Source organism: Alistipes senegalensis JC50, from assembly GCF_025145645.1.
Lineage (GTDB): Bacteria > Bacteroidota > Bacteroidia > Bacteroidales > Rikenellaceae > Alistipes > Alistipes senegalensis.
In genome coordinates this window covers 2,738,476-2,757,166 of record NZ_CP102252.1, presented here as the reverse complement: position 1 = coordinate 2,757,166, position 18,691 = coordinate 2,738,476, and the positions used below count along the sequence as shown (strand labels likewise).

Sequence of the window (18,691 nt, the reverse complement as noted above, 5' to 3'; positions counted from 1 at the left end):
AACGTTACGGCTAATAAACGTGTCGTTACGACACCAAAGGTAGCAAAAAGCGGAACCGTTTCAAAACCCAATCGCGGCCAATGCGACAAAACGTTACGGCTAATAAACGTGTCGTTACGACACCAAAGGTAACAAAAAGCGGAACCGTTCCAAAACCCAATCGCGGCCAATGCGACAAAACGTTACAGCTAATAAACGTGTCGTTACGACACCAAAGGTAGCAAAAAGCGCGGCTGTTCCAAAACCGAATCGTATCTTTGCAGAAAACATCGGTCATGGTCTGGGAAACGATCGACATAACAACGGAAGCGGGCGAAACGGTGCGGGCACAGGCGCCCGTGATCATCTCGGCGAGCCGTGCCACGGACATTCCGGCATTCTATGCCGACTGGTTTTTCGACCGGCTGGAAAAGGGGTATTCAGTCTGGACGAACCCTTTCAACGGTGTGAAATCATATATCTCCTACGCCCGGACACGACTGATCGTTTTCTGGTCGAAGAATCCCCGTCCGTTGCTTCCGCATCTGGGAAAACTGCGCGAAAAGGGCATCCGCTGCTACCTCCACTACACGCTCAACGACTACGAAGCCGAAGGTCTCGAACGTGGCGTACCGCCGCTCGACGAACGGATCGAAACTTTCCTCCGGTTCTCTGAACTGTTGGGCAAAGAGCTGGTCATCTGGCGGTTCGACCCCCTGGTCCTGACCGAGCGAACCGGCGTGGAGGAGCTGTTGCGCAAAGCGGAACGGATCGGCGACAGGCTCCGCGGGCATACCGAGAAACTGGTTTTCAGCTTCGCGGACATCCGCGCCTACCGCAATGTGGAGAGCCGGCTGCGGCGGAACGCCCTCCCCTGCCGTGAGTTCGACGAACGGCAAATGCTCGGCATGGCAGCCGGACTGGCGGAACTGAACGAAAAGTGGAATTACACGTTGGCCGCATGCGGCGAACGAATCGACCTGTCGCAGTTCGGCGTCCGGCGCAACAAATGTATCGACGACGAACTGATCGTCCGCAAATTCTCCGACGATCCGCTCCTGACGGACTTTCTGGACGTAGGCCGCGAGGGATTGCCCGGAGCGGGGACAGCCGTCCGGAAAAACCTGAAAGACAAAGGGCAACGGCCCTTCTGCGGCTGTGTCGCCAGCAAGGACATCGGCGAATACGACACCTGCCCGCACGGGTGCGCCTACTGTTACGCCAACCGTTCCGGCGAAAAGGCATCCGAAAATTACCGTCTGCACCGGGCCCGTCCCACCGCCGAAACAATCACCGGAAAATAACCCTGTCACTCCTCCCCGAAGTCGAACCGCAACTGCACGCACCCCTCGCCGAAATCCGGGGCATTGCCCACCGTAACCCCGATCAGGCGTATCCGGTGGCCGCCGAAATCGACCCCCGCCAGCAGCTCACGGGCGACGAGGCGCAGTCCGTCGCGCGAATCGACCGTGGCGGGAAGCGTCCTCGAACGGGTGATCTGGCGGAAATCGTCGAACTTGATCTTCAGCACCACGGTCCGCCCCCGGAACCGGTGGCGCGAAAGCCGCTGCCACACCTCCTCGCAAACCTGTTCCAACTCGCCGAGCAGCACCTCGCGGTCGGCTGTATCGGTCCCGAAGGTCGTTTCGGCACCGAGGGATTTGCGGATGCGGTTCGGAACCACCGGACGCGGGTCGATTCCGCGGGCGTAACCGTAATAACTGCGTCCGGCCTTCCCGAAATGTTTGACCAATTCCAGCTCCTCCCACTGCCGCAGATCGGCGCCGGTGCGGATGCCCAACGCATGCATCTTCTCGGCCGTGACCTCCCCGATGCCGAAAAAACGCTCGACGGGAAGCTCCGCGACGAAGGTGTCAATTTTGTCGGGCGGGATCACGAACAATCCGTCGGGCTTGCGGTAGTCCGAAGCGATCTTCGCCAGCATCTTGTTGACAGAGATGCCCGCCGAAGCCGTAAGCCCGGTTTCGGTGCGGATGCGGTCCTTGATCTCCCGGGCCACGAGCGTCGCCGAGCGGAGGTGCGAAACGTCGAGAAACGCTTCGTCCAGCGAGAGCGGCTCGACGAGTTCGGTATAGTCGTGGAAGATGTCGCGGATCTGCTGCGAAACGGCCTTGTAGACATCGAAGCGCGCCGGCACGAAGATCAGGTCGGGACAGAGTCGCCTGGCCAGCACCGAGGAGATCGCCGAACGGACTCCGAACGGCCGGGCCTCGTAACTGGCCGTCGCCACGACACCCCGCGGTCCGTCGTAGCCTACGGCGATCGGACGCCCCCGGAGTTCGGGACGGTCACGCTGCTCGATGGAGGCGTAGAAAGCATCCATATCGACGTGTATGATCTTGTTCTGCACACTTGCAAAAATACAAAAATAATGCAGTCCAAAACGGAAGTCCGGCGACTCGTTCCTGCCAGTCGGCGAGTCCTGCCCATCGGCAGCATCCGATTCCCGTCGGTAAGAAAAGAAATATGTACGAAAAAATCCCTGAACCTTTCGGATTCAGGGATTCGCGGCAATTTGTATTTTCGTGGTACCACCAGGAATCGAACCGGGGACACAAGGATTTTCAGTCCTTTGCTCTACCAACTGAGCTATGGCACCATCCCGTCTGAATAGCATTGCCATTCAACGATTTACGCATAGCCCGTTCGCCCCTTGTTTCTGTCTTTTCGTTGCGGTTTAACTGATGGTTTAACTCTCAATTCAACCGAGAAAATTAATAAATAGTTGATTATATGGTAAATAATGCTTCAAATAGCCGTAGTTTGTAACGTAAAATCGGCGAAAAATTTTTCCCCTCTCGCCGTTCGTCTGTTTTCAGCAATTTTCAGTAGCTTTGATTTCTATAAAGAAAAATCCCCGACCGTATGGCCGAGGATATATCTTTTATATGAACTGCTCTAAATATTTCTCGTTGAATCCAGTCAGCGGGAAACGAAATTCTTTCTGCTTGCCCTCTAATGATGTGTAGTCAAATACGACTGTATCGCTCTTGATATGTGCTTCAAACAGATTGAGGGTGTGATTGGAATTAGGAAATGTTATAAGGTTGGATCATGGAAGCACGAGAATCCCAGCTTTTCAATCTTGCGGGGCTAACCGAAAGGAGAATCCTGCTATGTCCTGCCCTCGTTTGCAGAATCGAATCGTCATATCCTTTTCAGGGGCGATATCAAGTTCTAAATAATACGTGAATTTCAATGGTGCTGGCTCTGCTGTTTTGCGTCCTACGAACAGGCAGACATTGCAATCACGTGCGTAAGTTACGGCTTTGGCAATATAGGAGTACTGAATATCATCGACAGTCTCGGTTTTTGCCTCTCAATCAATTTTCGGTGTTTTTCTTTTCATTTTAGCTAAAATTTATGTTGTTAATTATATGTTTGATTATGATGTAAATATACGAAAAATTTATGACTTATGCAAGTAAAATAGAAAGGGCAAACTTGTGCAGAGGGTCTATATATTAACCCTTTGGCACAAGTCTGTCCTCTAATCGTTACGTGATAAAACTATTCCAGTTTATCAGAGAATCGAGTTATAAAATCTATGATCTCTAACATTGTCAATTCTTCGAATAAGGGATTTATCGCAATAAAATTCTCACGGCAAACGGTTGCTAAATTCAATCCATTCTTTCGAATTATTGATTTCACCCTTTTCGACATCAAATGCGAGCTGTCTGAATCAAGGGATATATTGAATTTATTTGCCAGATAATCGGCTGTCGCTCTTATTGTTTTATCTCCGACACCCCGAATCTTCAAACCATAGAGCTCGTCATAAATTTGATTAAAAGTTTTTGCTTTCTGAAACCTCCAGCAATTTTGTTTTATCGTTTGTTCCCATTGCGCCCATATTTCATTAGGAATCTGTCGAAATGGTTTCTGTGTTCCTGGTTTATATGTGGTAATTCGTTTATATTCTATTTGAAATGACGGTCTATATCGGGTAATATATTCTGCAATTAATGGATTTGCATTTCCTAAACACATCATAACTGTTTCAAGTTTATTCATCTAATCCTGTAATGCTTGCAAACCGCGTCCATTCTGTTGCGGCTTTATAGGCATCTGCGTGACCCGACAACACTTTCAATACCGAATAAGGATTTATGCTGTAGAAAGCTCGCGTTCCACAAGACGGCGGCGTTGCAGTCCCTATTTTGAATAATCGAAGTTCGGAATCACCATAAAAAGCGTAATCCCCGATTTTTTCGACTCGGGTACATTCAGACATATCCACAGTCATCAGTTCATTCAATTGGCAGAAAGCACCATAATAATAATAACGAGAATTATATAGCTCATAACCACCACCGATAGTTTTCAACTGAGAACCTTTCTCGAAAGTCACAGTTGCCAGTTGGGAGCATCCCTTGAATGCCGTGGCGTCAATCGTTTCTACACTGGCAGGAATCTCAATAGAGGTTATAGGACAATCCGAGAAAGTACCATAATAATAAGAAGAAGAATAATCACCTTCGATAGTTTTTAACTGAGAACCTTTTTCGAAAGTCACAGTTGCCAGTTGGGAGCATCCCTTGAATGCCGTGGCGTCAATCGTTTCTACACTGGCAGGAATCTCGATAGAGGTTATAGGGCAACCCGAGAAAGCACCATAAGAATAAGGATAAGAAGAATAACCACCACCGATAGTTTTCAACTGAGAACCTTTCTCGAAAGTCACTGTTGTCAGTTTGTAGCATTCCTTGAATGCCGCGGCTCCAATCGTCTCTACACTGGCAGGAATCTCGATAGAGGTCAATGCAGTACAATTAGTGAATGCAAATTCTTCAATTGTTTCCACACTTGCAGGGATTACAACTGTTTTCAATTTACTTTGATAAAACATTTGCTCTCCAATCGTTGTTAGTGTATTGGGGAGAATCAGATTTTCGACATTTTTTGAATTATAAAATGCCTGTGTGGGTAATGCCGTAATATTTACCTCTGAAATATCGAGGTCTTTCAAATTGGGCATCATACGATAGATAAACAGAAAATCGACATCGTTCAGCACACCTGTAATCTTCAACGATTCGATATTGGCATAATCATAACCAGCCAACACATTTTCCAGTTCACCTTTCGTTTCGACATGAATTTCGGTACACGTTCCCAACTGTCGGAAAATAATCGTTTGTAAAATATTGCCTTGTTCGTCTTTCAACGCGACCGTGGCAAAACGTGGTATTCCCTCGTTTGCCGAGATATTGAAAGCAATCGTATCTTCCCGCAAGGCTCGTGTTTCGGAAACCAGTGACAGCCACGATTGGGCATCATCGGGAATCTCGACCGTATAATCCAGATTCGTAGTTAATTTTATCTCCTGCGTACCGCCAGCTGGTGATAGATTGATAGAATTATCTGCAATGTTTATATCCAACACCTGTTTTTCGTGGCAATAAAACGATGCCATAACAGTACGGTAGGAACCGTCGTTGGCAAAGACAAGGATTTCGCTTTCTACAATCGGATTAGGGGCTGTAATCGTAATCGTTCCCTTATCCGTAGAGGTAGCATTTACTTTGACTTTCCAACCATCCTGTGCAATGGCTTTGACAACCGTATTTTCCGTCGCACCCGTAATCGTGTAGGAAATCGTATTGCTTTCGCCTCCGTTGAGAATGGCTATGTCCGTTGTATCGAATGCAATTGCAAATTGGGATTTGTCTCCTTTGGGAATCGTGATTACCGTTTTGTCGGCCATTGTAAAATAGACATTATCCGCATCTTGCGTTACGCTTATGAAAATGCCATTCAACCCGTCTTTACCGTCCTCTCCCGTGGCTTTGCCTAATTGCGTCCACGATTTTCCATCGTCATAGGAAACGAACCAAATAGTCATTTTCGATTTTGAGTTGCGGCGTAACTCCCGTATCGCCTTTATTTCCAGTATTGCCTGTATCTCCCTTGTCGCCTGTATCGCCTTTCTCACCATCTGTACCTTGTGCTTTTACCTTATTCCCCTTTTCATCGGTCAGCCATTCACCATCAAGCGTCCAGTAATAGATGCCATCCGTATCTTTCTTTACACCGATAATAGGAGCATCTCCGCTATTTTTGCCATTTTTAATTGTGGCGGTAGAACCGTCTGAAAAGCGGATAATGTAACCATCCGATACTTGTTCTACTTTGGAAATCGACAAATTATCCTGCAATGCTTCTACGATCTTCTGCAACGATGAAATATTCGTGTTCATCTGCTTGCAGAGTTCCTCCAATTTCGCTACGCGATTTCCAAGGTCGCTCAAATCATTGCGCAATGCGCTGTCGTCGTACTTGTCGCTACACCCGAACAGCAACAAACTGCAAAGTAAAAAAGATAGTAGCTTTTTCATAGTAAGATTTATTTAAGTTGAACAAATGTTTCAAATCTTACTATCCGCACCTCGATAGTGATTAATAAAAACAGAAAGCGTGGTGCTGAAAACTTATTTAAGGAGTTAGGCTCTGGTAAGCCGCGAGTATTAAATAAGCAACAACACCACGCCTATATCCACAAATGGATATGACGCGGTAAGATGTCCGCTTATTCTCTACTCTTAAATTTACCAGATTTAACTCCGAGAATAAGCTACACTTTCCGTGTATTCAATATGTTACCACAAAAGTAACGATATTCATGGAAAATGCAAAACATCTTACCTATGCGGTGTTGTTGCAGATTCAAATTTCGCTAAAACAAAGTTCCAAAACAAGGGATGAACGGCTGGAAAATAAACTTTGTTTCTTGCAAATTGGGTTAGATGTTTTTGTTATCCAATTTAAGCCGACATATTCCCTCCAATCGGGAGTTGCAAATCATTCCAACCCTCAATTATCGAGAATATGCCAGCACGAAAACGAAATTAGGGGTAGTAAAATCTTATCAAGATTACAATGCCCCTAATTTCTGCAATTTGCAAGTTCCAATAAATAGAAATACGGATGCAGTTCTATTCTCCTGCGATCTGCTGTATAACGCTATCCATGTAGATTGCCTGCCCACTCGCTAACCTGCCCCACCAACAGCAACCGTATTCCTCGATGATAACTTCTCCCTCACGTTTCAGACGTTCGGCCAACCAACTGTCGATAAGCCACCATTCCATCACATCACCCACGAACGGATAGATATATTCTTCTGATAGCAGGTGCTTGTTCAGCATTTCATCCACGACTGCGGTTTGATTCGTCAGTACGCAGTTCTCTACCAATCGTTGTGCTGTCATAAGATTCCTTGTTGTGCGGCTATGTTACGGAGCCATTGATTAGCGAATGTGGTGTGTTCTGCCTGCAAGCAAGGATTCAACGCTATTTCGTCTTCCGACCATTTCACGCTGTTCTGCTCGATGCCGCAGTAGTCATTGCGATAGTAGTACGGGATGAATTGCTGTGTTTCTTTGTGCAGGGCGAAGAGCATTTCGGGGTCGCGCATGGCATCTCCGTTCTGTTGTCCGTAATGAGCCAGCGAGAAAAAGTCGTACTTGTCGATACGGCCGATCAGTTCAAGGTAGACGGGCATATAAGTACCGTCCGAGTTGTCGATTTTGGTTGTTTGCAGAGCCAACAATGCGCGGAAAATCTCCGCCGCCTTTCTGTCAAGTGTTTTCATACATAAAACGGTTTTACATTTGACAATGGGGAGGGGGCTTTGATAAGGAGTAGCTTTATATGTGGGGGATATATAATAGAAAACTCCGACCAACTGAATGTTAGTCGGAGTTCCGTTCGTCTTATCTGTTCTCTGCGGCAATCCGTTTCTTCGTAACAATCCTGCTCCTTACAAGGATAACGCAGGCGGTGTTCCTGCCGCCGATATTTCTATAACACGTATCTATGTCGTATCACTCGGCAAGGTCTGACGCTTTGGCCGTCTGCTTTATCCCCAAATCGTCGTAAATCCGCTGTAATTTCGCCTTTGCGGTTCTTGTCGGTACGGCCGTCTGTTGCGGCAGGTCGCTCTTAATCCGCTGTACGATTTTATAGGCCAGTTCGCTTTTGCCGTATTTGAGCAACTCTCGCTTTATTTGCGTTTGGTTGTAGTTGAGTTCCTTAACTCTATCTGCCCCTAATTTTTCGTAACTCTCCTTTACAAGCGGGTTGCGCTGTGCTATCAAATCCGCCGAAAAAGGACTTAACGAAAATGTGCTGGTATCGGCTCTTAATTCTGCGTATCTGTCGAACAGTTCCCGAAACGGTATTTTGGCTTTTCTGTTCGTTTCCAGTTTGTCAATCCGATAATTGTGTTTTGCCGTATCTGTTATCTCGTTTCCGTTGCGCTGGTATTCCGTAATGAGGTTGCGCCCGTCGGTGTAAATCTCCTTTCAGTTGCGGAAATTCAGCATATCCAATTTCAGTCTGTTGCGGTCCAATGTCATTGTATTCTTGTTTATATAATTCATATCCGTATAGATTGACGGTTTCAAATCTTCTTCGGCCGCGGCGTATAATTTCAGAAAGCGTTCGACCTTGTCCATTTCCTTTTCCGTCGAAGCCCTGAATTGCGCATAGCTGACATCCCGACCGTATCGGGATTCGGAAAAGATATGCGTTATCTCTTTGTAGCGGGTATCTCTGATGCGTCCTGCAATCTGCCGTATCGTGGTCGAAACATCCAATATCGAATGTGCGGCCGTTCCGTCGCTTACGATATAAATCCGCCCCGCCTTATCGAAAAGGTCGCACCCCTCAAAGGCCGTCGAGGTATAGAAATTGATCTTGCAGGGCTGACCGCTGGGGGTACTTATCGGGTAACCGTCTATCTTCTCTTTGTTGCGGTCGTAACTCTCGCCGCTTTGCGAACACACGATCTTTACTTGGTCGGGTGTCAGTTTCGCATGGTGGATCACCTTGCCGATAAACGTTACGCTGTTCACGAAAAAGTGCAGGTTGAAACCGACTTGTCGTGCTATGGCATTTCGACATAAGGCCGCAACGGTCGCTAACGGGCTTGTCGCTTTCCATAACCGTACCTGCATCGGGGCGGCACTCGGTCATATGATCTTTACCTGGGGGAGGCCCTGCAATTCATCCAATAAAAACTCTTGCCCGATTGGCGTTGCCGAAAGATAGGTTTTGCTTGCGAAACGGGGTGCTTGTTCCAATAATCCCGTGATTGCATGATTGCGGAATGAATAATCGGACAGCAGACGGTGGTATTCATCCACCAATAGAAATGCCTTGCTGTAAATCTCCGCTCCTGCAACATCTGCGACACGTGGAATTGCGTAATAGGTAGCCATAATCTTCCAGCGGTCGTGTGTTTTCAGATAGTCGGCAATCTCTTGATTCGTAACACCTCCGTAAACGCCTAAAAGGTCGGGGTGTGCCTGCATCTTGTTTTTGATAAGATTGACCGTAGGTGCGGCAATCAAAGTAGAACGGTCGTTCGTAATGGCAAGTCTTGTTGCGCCGCATCCCGTGATGCCTTTATCTAAAAGGCAGTTTTCGGGTAAGCGTTTCCCAATTTCGGGAATCTCTTCGATTCATCGGGCCGTCATAGGGGCTGTAATAATTCTCGGTTCCATAGATTTATAAATTATAGGATAGGATTTCACCCGCATTTTTTCTGTGTGTGAAATATCTTTTATATAAGGGAATTTCATTTCCTGCACAAAAAATATGCGACTATAAGCCAAAGACAAGGACAGCCAATAATGCCGTCCTTACCCGTCCTATAAACTTATTTTCTATGGTAGCAGTAGAATTTCCCTTTTCTCCGATTTGCTATTACAAATATAATAAAAATCTTTAATAAATGCAAGTTTTAGTGTTGGTATTTAGAGTGGATTTTACATGAAAAGCGGGATTTTTTAGGCAGTAATCGAGTATCGGATTAGCGTTATATAAACCTTGCAAACATGGCATTCATCAGTAATATTTAGGGTGAAAACATTGTATCCATCAGTAATATTAGCACGAAAACATAGTTACCGAGTGTAATATTAGTAAAAATGCAGTGTATTTAACCGTAACAATTACGGCGAACAACATTGCATCGACCGTTACTTTTACACTCTGTGCAATGTTGAAATTACTAATATTAGTGATTCGCATAAATTGATTTTAGTAAAATAAGTATTTTTAATTGCATTTTTCTTGCTTGAATAGACATAATTTTATACTTTTGACGCCCGAAAGTTCTTTGATAATCATTGCGTTCAACGGCAATATACGGTATCCCGTATCCTGCGCGGGATGAAACAACAAATCAGCAGGTGTTTATATTCTCCTATTAAACAACATTATGAAGATCGAAAAAAATCTCGAATCTGCTGTTGAAGCGAAGGTTGCAACCAAGAAAAACGCTGGCAAAGGCCGCACGCCTAAATCGCCCGTTTGGAAAGTCCTCGACGATGCACGGAAGAAATTCAATGCACAAATCGTTAAGAGTACGAGTGTCAAACGTGAGTGCATTAAGGCTTGCATCAGCAAGTATTATGCAGACGATTTGCGGTTTTGGCTTGATTTATTGAGCCAAAGCGAAAAATTGCTGCTTGATTCCATGCGTTTTAACAAGGCTTGCGACAACCTCGGTCTTGCCCCTAAAACCGTTGCTCAACATATTCTGTTTGAGAGCGAAAAGACGGCGAAGAGGGTTTTGATCGAGGGAGTGGAAACCGTCCTCGGAGAGCGGGTGAAGATGTTCACAGAACCGCTTTACGTGGATGAGAAGAAACTCTATGCCAACAGCAGTTCCAATGTGCAGGAGACGCCGAGCGAAGTACCCGCTACGTCTGGTTCGGCGGTAACTGCGGCTTAACATTGCTGGGATTCCGAGACACGTTTAGTCTTGGACGTTCATTGCTTCGTTTCCGAGAGGAAGCGCAGACGCAACAAAAACATTTAGAGGGGTGGCAATCCACAAGTGGAGACTGTGGAATTGCGCCCCTCGCTTTTTGTCTTTATCAAAGTAGATTCTTCATTGCCGCGTCGATTTGGCTGTTCTCGAAACTATCCAAGTAAATCTGCGTAACCTTTTCCGAACTATGGCCTAATGATTCACAAATTATCGACGTGCTTACACCCTCTCGTTTTAAGACTGTGGCGAAACTATGCCGCGAAACATAGGTCGTTAAGTCGATAGGGATTTCCAACTCTTTCCCAACCTCTTTCAGCCGCTCGTTCACTTTGGAAATGACTTTGTGAACTCGATTGCGTTGCTGTTGCTCGGTTTTATGAAATGCAGAAAGTATAGGAAACAAAAAGAGCGCACCATCTTGTCGGTAACGCTCTATAATTTCCTGCGCTTTGGACTGTAAAGGTAGCCTAATCAACTTATGCGTTTTGCGTCGGGTGTAGATTAGTCGTCCATCCACGATATTATCGGTTTTGAGGTAGGCTATGTCCACGAAATTAATCCCACCCATAAAGTAGCCAAACGCAAACAAATCGATTGCAAATTGCTTGTAAAAATCATTACTGCGGTATTCGATAATCCGCATGATGTCCGCCTTACTTATGGCTCGCTTTGCCGTCGCTTGGTGCAGTTTGGAAACCTTGTAGGATTTGAACGGATAATAATCCGCTTTCACACACTTTTCCTCAATGGCTACATTATAGACTGCCCGTAAAGTGCGGAATCGACGGCCTATCGTATTTTCTGAAAAACCTTGTCCCCGCAACCATGTTTCATAGCGTTTCAGCCAAACGGTATCAATTTCTGAAAAGTAGATATTCAGATGTCCGTTGAATTTCAACAAGGAATTGTAGACCTCTTGGTGCGACAGCGCATAGCCCGTTCGCCCCGTTTGTTTCAAGTTCTCGATTTGAGATTGGAACATTTCGCCTACCGTGCGTCTTGCTCGTGTGCTCTCTGTCAGCCGTTCAGTCAGCGTTGTAGCCGTAAATTCTTTCTTTTCTGCTTTCAGTTCGATGATGCGCTCGGCAAACTCGCTACTCTTATCCGCAATAATCTTTTCGATATATGCCTTGTTGGGACAATTCTTTTTCGGCTGGTTCTTCGTAAAATCCCAAAACTGCGGTAAAACAGACACGCCGAGGCTGACATATTTCTTTTTCCCGTCTTTACAGACACGAATCATCAGCGGATGTGCGCCGTTGGCAAGAGTTTTTGATTTGTAACAGAGAATGTTAACACCTGCATCCATAGTGATTTTTGGTTTAACTCTCGGTTTAACTCAAGGCCTTAAACCACCATAAAACCGCTACGGAAAAGACAAAAAGAAAACCACCTACATTGCTGTAAGTGGTTGATTTTCTTTGTGGTACCAGCGGGAATCGAACCAGCGACACAAGGATTTTCAGTCCTTTGCTCTACCAACTGAGCTATGGCACCATCCCGATAAACGAAGCATTTCGTATTATCGTGGTGCAAAGGTAAGCAAATTTCTCAAACTTGCAAAAGTTTCCCCGAAAATTTACAACTTTTCTGCCCTCGCATAATCATACAACCGCGATTAAAGCCATTTCACACCCGCTATCGGTCCCTTCTCCATCTTTTTCAAAACCATTCAAGCGACGATTGAATCCGGCCGATTCGACCAAAAAATTATCTGAAAAGTCGGTTACAAATTGTAATACCGCAATCCATCAACCGGCCGAATCGTAACTCCCGAAAGCTCATTTCGGCACGATATGTTACATTTGTAAATTATTTTAATAAATTTTTTGTAAAGGAGTTAGCGATTTCTTACCTTTGTTGTGAACTTTTTATTTTACAATTAATTGATTAACGCTTATGGTAAGAAAAATTCTACTGACGTTAATTGCATTGCTGGGGGGGGGAATTTTGCTTTCCCAGGCCCAAAGCAAGCAAATTTCCGGCACGGTTACCGGTTCCGACGGTAAACCGATCGCCGGCGTGACAGTGGTCGTCGAAGGCACCTCCGTCGGCACCACGACAAATGCAGCCGGTGCATACAGCATATCGGCCGGCAAAGACGCCAAACTGGTCTTCTCGTTCATCGGCATGGAGAACCAGACCGTTCCCGTCAGCGGCAAGAGCGTCATCAACGTCCAGATGAAAGAGAATGCGATCGGTGTGGACGAGGTCGTGGTGACGGCCATGGGTATCACCCGTTCCGAAAAATCGCTCGGCTACTCGGTATCCACCGTCAAGGCGGACGAAATCAACAAGGCCCGCGAAGGCAACGTCCTCAACGCGCTGGCCGGTAAAGTCGCCGGCGTGAACATCTCCGCAGCTTCGGGCACCGCAGGCGGCGGTTCGCGCATTATCATCCGCGGCCAGTCGTCGCTCGGCTCGGCCGGTTCGCCGCTCTTCGTCATCGACGGTATGCCCGTCAGCAACCAAAGTTACAACCCGACCGGCATCAATGGTTCGGTCGATGTGGGCAACCGCATGGGCGACATTTCGGGTGACGACATCGAGTCGATCAACGTCCTGAAAGGCGCCGCCGCAACGGCCCTTTACGGTGCCCGCGCCAAGGACGGCGCTATCATCATCACGACCAAGAAAGGTTCGCGGATGCAGAAAACCAGCGTAACGATCAACTCGACGCTGCGTTTCGAGAACATCCTGAAGGCTCCCGATTTCCAGAACAGCTATGCAGGCGGCAACTCTTCCGACGGCACCTACAATCCCTATTCGCAGAACGGCTGGGGCCCCAAGATCGAAGGACAGACCGTCCAGAATTTCCTGGGCGACGAAGTCCAGCTGAAAGCCTACAAAAACAATGTCAAGGACTTCTATAACACGGGACATACCTATATTAATAATATCTCGGTAGCCGGCGGCGACGAGAAAAACGATTTCCGTCTGGGCTTCACGGCGCACAACCAGAAAGGTATCATCCCCAAGAACGACTACGACAAATATAACGTAGCGTTCAACGGCGGCCGCAAATTCAACGACAAACTCGAAGCACGCGTTTCGTTCAACTACGCGCACACCTCCTCGGCCGGCCGGCCCGCCCAGGGATCGAACGAGATCAACGTATTGGTTCCGCAGATCAACGGCATCGCCCGCAACTGGGATCTGAACTGGCTGAAGGACAACTGGATGAACGAAGACGGCACGCAGGGCAAGATCACCGAGAAAAGCACCAGCGGCAATTTCTACTGGACAGTCAATAAAAACCTCTTCACCAACACGGTAGACCGTCTCTACGGCACAGCGACCGTCACCTACAAGCCCATCGAGGGACTGACGATCACCAACAACCTGGGAACCGACTACTTCCACGAGGAGCGCCGTCAGATCTGGGCCAGCGGCACGATCGGGCGTCCGAAGGGCCAGTTCAACACCAACGACATCACCAACCGTCAGATCAACAACGACCTGATGATCTCCTACGACGCCAAGTTCAACGAGGACTGGGGGCTGAAAGTGATGCTGGGCCACAACATCAACCAGAACATGACCAAATACCTGGAAGTCTCGGCCAAAGACCTGCTCGTGGCGGATGTCTACACCTATGCCAATGCCGAGAGCGTCGTCTCGACGAACGACATGGTGAAATCGCGCCTGATCGGTCTCTACGGCGAGGTGGACCTCAGCTACAAGGACATCGTCTACCTGAGCGTCACGGGACGTAACGACTGGTCCTCGACCATGCCCAAGTCGCACCGCTCCTATTTTTATCCTTCGGTCAGCGCCGGATTCGTCTTCTCGGAGCTGATTCCGAAAAACGACGTACTGAGCTTCGGTAAGTTCCGCGTCAGCTATGCCAATGTCGGCAGCGATACGGCACCCTATCAGCTCGATTTCCTCTACTACCCCGTTTCGGAAGTGTTCGGACAATTCGGATGCACCAACTATTTCCCGTTCGGCGGGCTGCTGGGCTATGAAGCGACGCCGACCTATCCCGACCCGAATCTCGAACCGCAGAACCAGTCTTCGTTCGAAGTCGGCGCCGACCTGCGGTTTTTCAACGGCCGTCTGCGTCTCGACGCCACCTATTATTATCAGAAGACGACCAAGAACATCGTCCGCCTGGACGTAGCCAACTCCACGGGATTTTTCTACATGCGCAAGAACGCCGGTGTCATCACCAACGAGGGCGTCGAAATTCTGTTGGGCGCGACTCCCGTGCAGACCAGGAACTTCCGCTGGGACATCGACGTGAACTTCGCTTCGAACAAACAACTCGTGAAGGAGCTCGACCCCTCGGTCAAAGCCTACACGCTGGCCTCGGGTTACGAAGGCACCCAGATCAAAGCGGTCGAAGGCGAATCGTTCAGCCTCTACGGCTCCTATTGGCTGCGCGACGAAAACGGCAATTTCGCCATCAGCGAGAACGGTACGCGCATCAAGAGTTCCGACACGAAGAATCTCGGCAAAGTCTCTCCCGACTGGACGATGGGTATCGGCAACACTTTCTCGTACAAAGGTCTTTCGCTGAGCTTCCTGCTCGACATCCGTTACGGAGGCGTCATGTACTCGGGAACGGTACAGCAGCTGCGCACGAGCGGTCTGGCTGAAGAGACGCTGGGCAACGACCGCGCCGAGATCATCGATAAGGGATTCGTCTACAAAGACGGCCAGAACACCGGCGAGAAGAACACCAAAGCTATCACTCCGTATCAGTTCTGGAATACCAACTACGACAAGTCTATCACCGAAGCGAACGTTTTCGATGCTACGTTCATCAAACTGCGTGAGATCGTACTGGCCTACCAGATGCCGAAAAAGTGGTTCGAGCATTGCTTCATCGGTTCGCTTTCGGTAGGTTTCGAAGCCCGCAACCTGTGGCTCATCAAATCGAACGTCCCGCACATCGACCCCGAGGCCAGCATCTTCGGTCCCTCGTCAGTGGGTTCGGGTATCGAGTACGCCGGTATTCCCTCGACGCGCAGCTACGGTTTCAATATCAAGTTAACATTCTAAAACGCAGCACCGTATGAAAAAATTAGCATATAAATTTCTAATCGCCCTGACGATCGGCGGCACTGCTTCCGGATTGCAATCCTGCGGCGATTGGCTGGACATCAACACGAATGAATATGCCGCCACGGAGGTCGATCCCGGATACCTGTTCACCAATGCGGCCCTGAATTACAGTATGAAACGCTGCGGCGCCGACCAATTCCTTACACTGATGTACGCTGCGCAGACCGCTTCCGAACAGACCCAGTGGTTCAATTACATCTTCGGCGGCGAACCCTACGGCATCGACGCCGAGTATTCGTCGGGCAATGCCTGGGTAGGCACCTATTCGAGCACGGGTTACAACCTTCAGCGTGCGATCGGATTCGCTCAGGAAAAGGGACACGTCAACGCCGAAGCCCAATGCAAAATACTGACGGCCAACGTTTTTTGGGAGACGACCATGCTCTTCGGCGACATCCCGTACAGTGAGGCATGGCGCATCGACGAAATCAAGGAGCCGAAATTCGACACCCAGAAAGAGGTGCTCTACGCTTTGGAAGAGCTGCTGGACGAGGCTCTCGACCAAATCGACGAGTCCGATCCGAACACGATCTCCAAATACGACCTCTACTACGGAGGCGACATGACCAAATGGCGCAAACTGGCCAAATCCATCAAGTTGAAGATCTACATGTACCTCTCCAACAAGGAGGATGTAGGTGCCGAGATCAAGGCGCTGATCGAAGAAGGCGATCTGCTCTCTTCATCGGCCGACGACTGCAAATTCCCGTTCTACGACAGCCCGGGCAACCGGAATCCCAACGCCGAATTCGACAATCAGAACCCGGGTCTCCTCGGCTGGATGTATTTCGGCACGCCGGAAATCGTCGATCCGATGAATGCGACCAACGACCCGCGCCGTCCCATCTATTTCTATCCCAACAAGGAAGGTTTGTACGTGGGTATTGCATCCACGCATGAAGGGTCCGCCATGGCGGCCGAAGATCCTTCGGAGATCACCGAAGCGCGTTTCAACCTCGACAACCTGTTCAAGTCGGACTACTCCGACGTGATCTGTTCCTATCCGGAAGTGATGTTCTATGTAGCCGAGGCCTATGTCCGCGGCCTGGGCGTCACCAAAGACCTCACCAAAGCCGACGAATATTTCAAGAAGGGTCTGGAAGCATCCTGCACCAACGTCGGAGTCGCTGCGGCCGATGCCAAGACCTTCGCCGACGGAGTTCCCGCCCTCTCGACACTGGGCGGCGACGAAAAAGCGATCGAAGCCATTGCCGCACAGCAGCGTATCGAGATGATGATGCGCCCGCTCGAAGCATGGTCCGAACAGCGCCGCACGGACTATCCGAAACTCGAAGTCCCGGAGATGATCCGAACGCTGTATACCGATCTGATCAGCCGCTGGCCCTATCCCTCGCGCGAATCGCTCGTCAATGACAACGTTCCGCAGGTGGACGGCATCTGGACCAAGATGTGGTTCCAGAAATAACGCCGGCCGCAATCCGCACGGAGGCCGTTCCCGAACCGGGAGCGGCCTCTTTTTCGGATAGCGGCAAGATATTTCGCAGATGGCGATTTTTTTCGTAATTTTGCCGCCAGACAAATAAAAAACAATTATGGCAATTACCGAAATACGTCCCGGCATCCACTACGTCGGGGTCAACGACCGCACCACCACGCGCTTCGAAGCCCTCTGGTCGCTTCCGATCGGCGTGTCGTACAATGCCTATCTGGTCGTGGGCGAAAAGATCGCGCTGATCGACACCGTCGAGGAGGCTTTCGGCAGCCGCCTCGAAGCCAATATCCGCGAAACGATCGGCGACCGGAAGATCGACTATCTGGTCGTCAACCACATGGAGCCCGACCATTCGTCGTCGATCACGGCGCTGCGCCGCCTCTACCCCGACCTCGAAATCGTCGGCAACGCCAAGACGCTCCAAATGATCAACGGGTTCTACGGCATCGCCGGGGGCACGGTCGAGGTCAAGGAGGGCGACACGCTCGACCTGGGCGGCGGCAAGGTGCTTTCGTTCCACCTGATCCCGATGGTGCATTGGCCCGAGACGATGGTGACGTGGTGCGCCGGCGAGAAGACGCTCTTTTCGGGTGACGCTTTCGGCACGTTCGGAGCCCTCGACGGCGGCATCACCGACTCGCAGGTCGATACCGACCGCTACTGGGACGAGATGCGCCGCTACTACGCCTGCATCGTGGGCAAATACGGCGGCCCGGTGCAGAAGGCCCTGCAAAAGGTCCGCACGCTCCCCGTCGAGACGATCTGTTCGACGCACGGCCCCGTGTGGCAGCGGGAGATTCCCCGGGTGATGGATATTTACGACCGTCTGAGCCGCTACGAGGGCGAGCCGGGCGTGGTCGTGGCCTACGCCTCGATGTACGGCAACACGGAGCAGATGGCCGAGCGCATCGCCCGCGAGCTGGCGGCCGAAGGTGTCGGCCCCATCCGGGTCTACAACCTTTCGTACGCCGATCCTTCGGTGGTCCTGCGCGATGTCTTCCGTTACGACACGCTGATCGTCGGCGGCCCGACCTACAACGGCAACCTCTTCCCGCCCGTCGCCGAGCTGCTCGACCGGCTCGCCGCCCGCTGCATCCCGCAACGCAAATTCGGCTGGTTCGGATCGTTCTGCTGGGCCGGAGCCTCGGTGCGCCTGCTGGGAGAGTTCGCCCAGAAGATGAAGTGGGAGCCCCTGTGCGATCCCGTGGAAATGAAGCAGGGCTTTTCGTCCGACGTGTGCGGCCTCTGCCGGACACTGGCAGGCCGCATCGCCGAACGCCGGCGAAGCGAATAACGCGAAAAAGGGGCGGCCCGCCGGACCGCCCCTTTTCTTTTCAGGGACAAGGAATTTCGGAAAAAACCGCTATCTTTACGGTTGCGAA

Annotated in this window: 15 protein-coding genes and 2 tRNA genes; 5 read left to right on the top strand and 12 right to left on the bottom strand. The window is 49.6% G+C overall.

Annotation, left to right across the window (positions count from 1 at the left end; all coding sequences use genetic code 11):
• The first annotated feature begins 275 nt into the window (after positions 1-275).
• Positions 276-1,283 (top strand): DUF1848 domain-containing protein, encoded by a 1,008-nt coding sequence (locus NQ519_RS10975; RefSeq protein ID WP_019151114.1) that lies wholly within the window; start codon positions 276-278, stop codon positions 1,281-1,283.
• Between the two features lie 5 nt (positions 1,284-1,288).
• Here the strand turns inward: NQ519_RS10975 and dinB are convergent, their stop codons facing one another.
• From dinB to NQ519_RS10925, 10 genes are all read right to left on the bottom strand, one after another.
• A complete protein-coding gene (dinB, locus tag NQ519_RS10970) occupies positions 1,289-2,350 on the bottom strand; it encodes a DNA polymerase IV (protein ID WP_019151115.1) in 1,062 nt (353 codons plus the stop codon).
• 176 nt (positions 2,351-2,526) lie between these two features.
• Positions 2,527-2,599, bottom strand: a tRNA-Phe gene (locus NQ519_RS10965).
• A 911-nt stretch (positions 2,600-3,510) separates the two neighbouring features.
• Positions 3,511-4,017, bottom strand: a complete 507-nt coding sequence (locus tag NQ519_RS10960; RefSeq protein WP_147513214.1) for a hypothetical protein — start codon at positions 4,015-4,017, stop codon at positions 3,511-3,513.
• Positions 4,010-5,848, bottom strand: a complete 1,839-nt coding sequence (locus NQ519_RS10955; RefSeq protein WP_026076602.1) for a leucine-rich repeat protein — start codon at positions 5,846-5,848, stop codon at positions 4,010-4,012. The genes NQ519_RS10960 and NQ519_RS10955 overlap by 8 nt, the downstream gene beginning before the upstream one ends.
• Positions 5,823-6,341, bottom strand: a complete 519-nt coding sequence (locus tag NQ519_RS10950; RefSeq protein WP_026076603.1) for a PL29 family lyase N-terminal domain-containing protein — start codon at positions 6,339-6,341, stop codon at positions 5,823-5,825. Before NQ519_RS10950 ends, NQ519_RS10955 begins: the two co-directional genes overlap by 26 nt.
• A 597-nt stretch (positions 6,342-6,938) precedes the next feature.
• Positions 6,939-7,214: a hypothetical protein gene (locus NQ519_RS10945; RefSeq protein WP_019151116.1), complete on the bottom strand. Its 276-nt coding sequence runs from the start codon at positions 7,212-7,214 to the stop codon at positions 6,939-6,941.
• Positions 7,211-7,597 carry a DUF6908 domain-containing protein gene (locus NQ519_RS10940; protein WP_019151117.1) on the bottom strand — a complete coding sequence of 129 codons (387 nt, stop codon included), beginning with the start codon at positions 7,595-7,597 and terminating at the stop codon, positions 7,211-7,213. The genes NQ519_RS10945 and NQ519_RS10940 overlap by 4 nt, the downstream gene beginning before the upstream one ends.
• 232 nt (positions 7,598-7,829) lie before the next feature.
• Complete coding sequence (locus NQ519_RS10935) at positions 7,830-8,102, bottom strand: hypothetical protein (RefSeq protein ID WP_019151118.1); 273 nt, start codon at positions 8,100-8,102, stop codon at positions 7,830-7,832.
• A gap of 207 nt (positions 8,103-8,309) precedes the next feature.
• Positions 8,310-8,861 (bottom strand): hypothetical protein, encoded by a 552-nt coding sequence (locus NQ519_RS10930; protein ID WP_019151119.1) that lies wholly within the window; start codon positions 8,859-8,861, stop codon positions 8,310-8,312.
• 117 nt (positions 8,862-8,978) lie between these two features.
• On the bottom strand, positions 8,979-9,359 hold the full coding sequence (locus tag NQ519_RS10925) for a hypothetical protein (protein WP_019151120.1): 381 nt from the start codon (positions 9,357-9,359) through the stop codon (positions 8,979-8,981).
• A gap of 872 nt (positions 9,360-10,231) precedes the next feature.
• Between NQ519_RS10925 and NQ519_RS10920 the strand changes: the two genes are divergently transcribed.
• A complete protein-coding gene (locus NQ519_RS10920) occupies positions 10,232-10,747 on the top strand; it encodes a hypothetical protein (protein WP_019151121.1) in 516 nt (171 codons plus the stop codon).
• 145 nt (positions 10,748-10,892) lie between these two features.
• On the opposite strand, the gene NQ519_RS10915 is transcribed toward NQ519_RS10920, so the two are convergent.
• Both NQ519_RS10915 and NQ519_RS10910 read right to left on the bottom strand, forming a co-directional pair.
• On the bottom strand, positions 10,893-12,095 hold the full coding sequence (locus tag NQ519_RS10915) for a site-specific integrase (RefSeq protein ID WP_026076605.1): 1,203 nt from the start codon (positions 12,093-12,095) through the stop codon (positions 10,893-10,895).
• A 115-nt stretch (positions 12,096-12,210) separates the two neighbouring features.
• Positions 12,211-12,283 (bottom strand) — tRNA-Phe (locus tag NQ519_RS10910).
• Between the two features lie 402 nt (positions 12,284-12,685).
• Between NQ519_RS10910 and NQ519_RS10905 the strand changes: the two genes are divergently transcribed.
• From NQ519_RS10905 to NQ519_RS10895, 3 genes are all read left to right on the top strand, one after another.
• Positions 12,686-15,793: a SusC/RagA family TonB-linked outer membrane protein gene (locus NQ519_RS10905; RefSeq protein ID WP_227901122.1), complete on the top strand. Its 3,108-nt coding sequence runs from the start codon at positions 12,686-12,688 to the stop codon at positions 15,791-15,793.
• 13 nt (positions 15,794-15,806) lie between these two features.
• Positions 15,807-17,282 carry a SusD/RagB family nutrient-binding outer membrane lipoprotein gene (locus tag NQ519_RS10900; RefSeq protein WP_019151124.1) on the top strand — a complete coding sequence of 492 codons (1,476 nt, stop codon included), beginning with the start codon at positions 15,807-15,809 and terminating at the stop codon, positions 17,280-17,282.
• Positions 17,283-17,409: 127 nt separating this feature from the next.
• The gene (locus tag NQ519_RS10895; protein WP_019151125.1) at positions 17,410-18,603 is read left to right on the top strand and encodes an FprA family A-type flavoprotein; all 1,194 of its coding nucleotides are present in this window, start codon (positions 17,410-17,412) and stop codon (positions 18,601-18,603) included.
• The last annotated feature ends 88 nt before the right edge of the window (positions 18,604-18,691 follow it).

Bases quoted from the DNA above. Each gene is read 5' to 3' on its own strand.
- NQ519_RS10950 (WP_026076603.1), bottom strand. From the start codon at position 6,341: ATGAAAAAGCTACTATCTTTTTTACTTTGCAGTTTGTTGCTGTTCGGG.
- NQ519_RS10940 (WP_019151117.1), bottom strand. From the start codon at position 7,597: ATGAAAACACTTGACAGAAAGGCGGCGGAGATTTTCCGCGCATTGTTG.
- NQ519_RS10915 (WP_026076605.1), bottom strand. From the start codon at position 12,095: ATGGATGCAGGTGTTAACATTCTCTGTTACAAATCAAAAACTCTTGCC.
- NQ519_RS10955 (WP_026076602.1), bottom strand. From the start codon at position 5,848: ATGACTATTTGGTTCGTTTCCTATGACGATGGAAAATCGTGGACGCAA.
- NQ519_RS10920 (WP_019151121.1), top strand. From the start codon at position 10,232: ATGAAGATCGAAAAAAATCTCGAATCTGCTGTTGAAGCGAAGGTTGCA.
- NQ519_RS10975 (WP_019151114.1), top strand. From the start codon at position 276: ATGGTCTGGGAAACGATCGACATAACAACGGAAGCGGGCGAAACGGTG.
- NQ519_RS10905 (WP_227901122.1), top strand. From the start codon at position 12,686: ATGGTAAGAAAAATTCTACTGACGTTAATTGCATTGCTGGGGGGGGGA.
- NQ519_RS10945 (WP_019151116.1), bottom strand. From the start codon at position 7,214: ATGACAGCACAACGATTGGTAGAGAACTGCGTACTGACGAATCAAACC.
- NQ519_RS10900 (WP_019151124.1), top strand. From the start codon at position 15,807: ATGAAAAAATTAGCATATAAATTTCTAATCGCCCTGACGATCGGCGGC.
- NQ519_RS10960 (WP_147513214.1), bottom strand. From the start codon at position 4,017: ATGAATAAACTTGAAACAGTTATGATGTGTTTAGGAAATGCAAATCCA.
- NQ519_RS10895 (WP_019151125.1), top strand. From the start codon at position 17,410: ATGGCAATTACCGAAATACGTCCCGGCATCCACTACGTCGGGGTCAAC.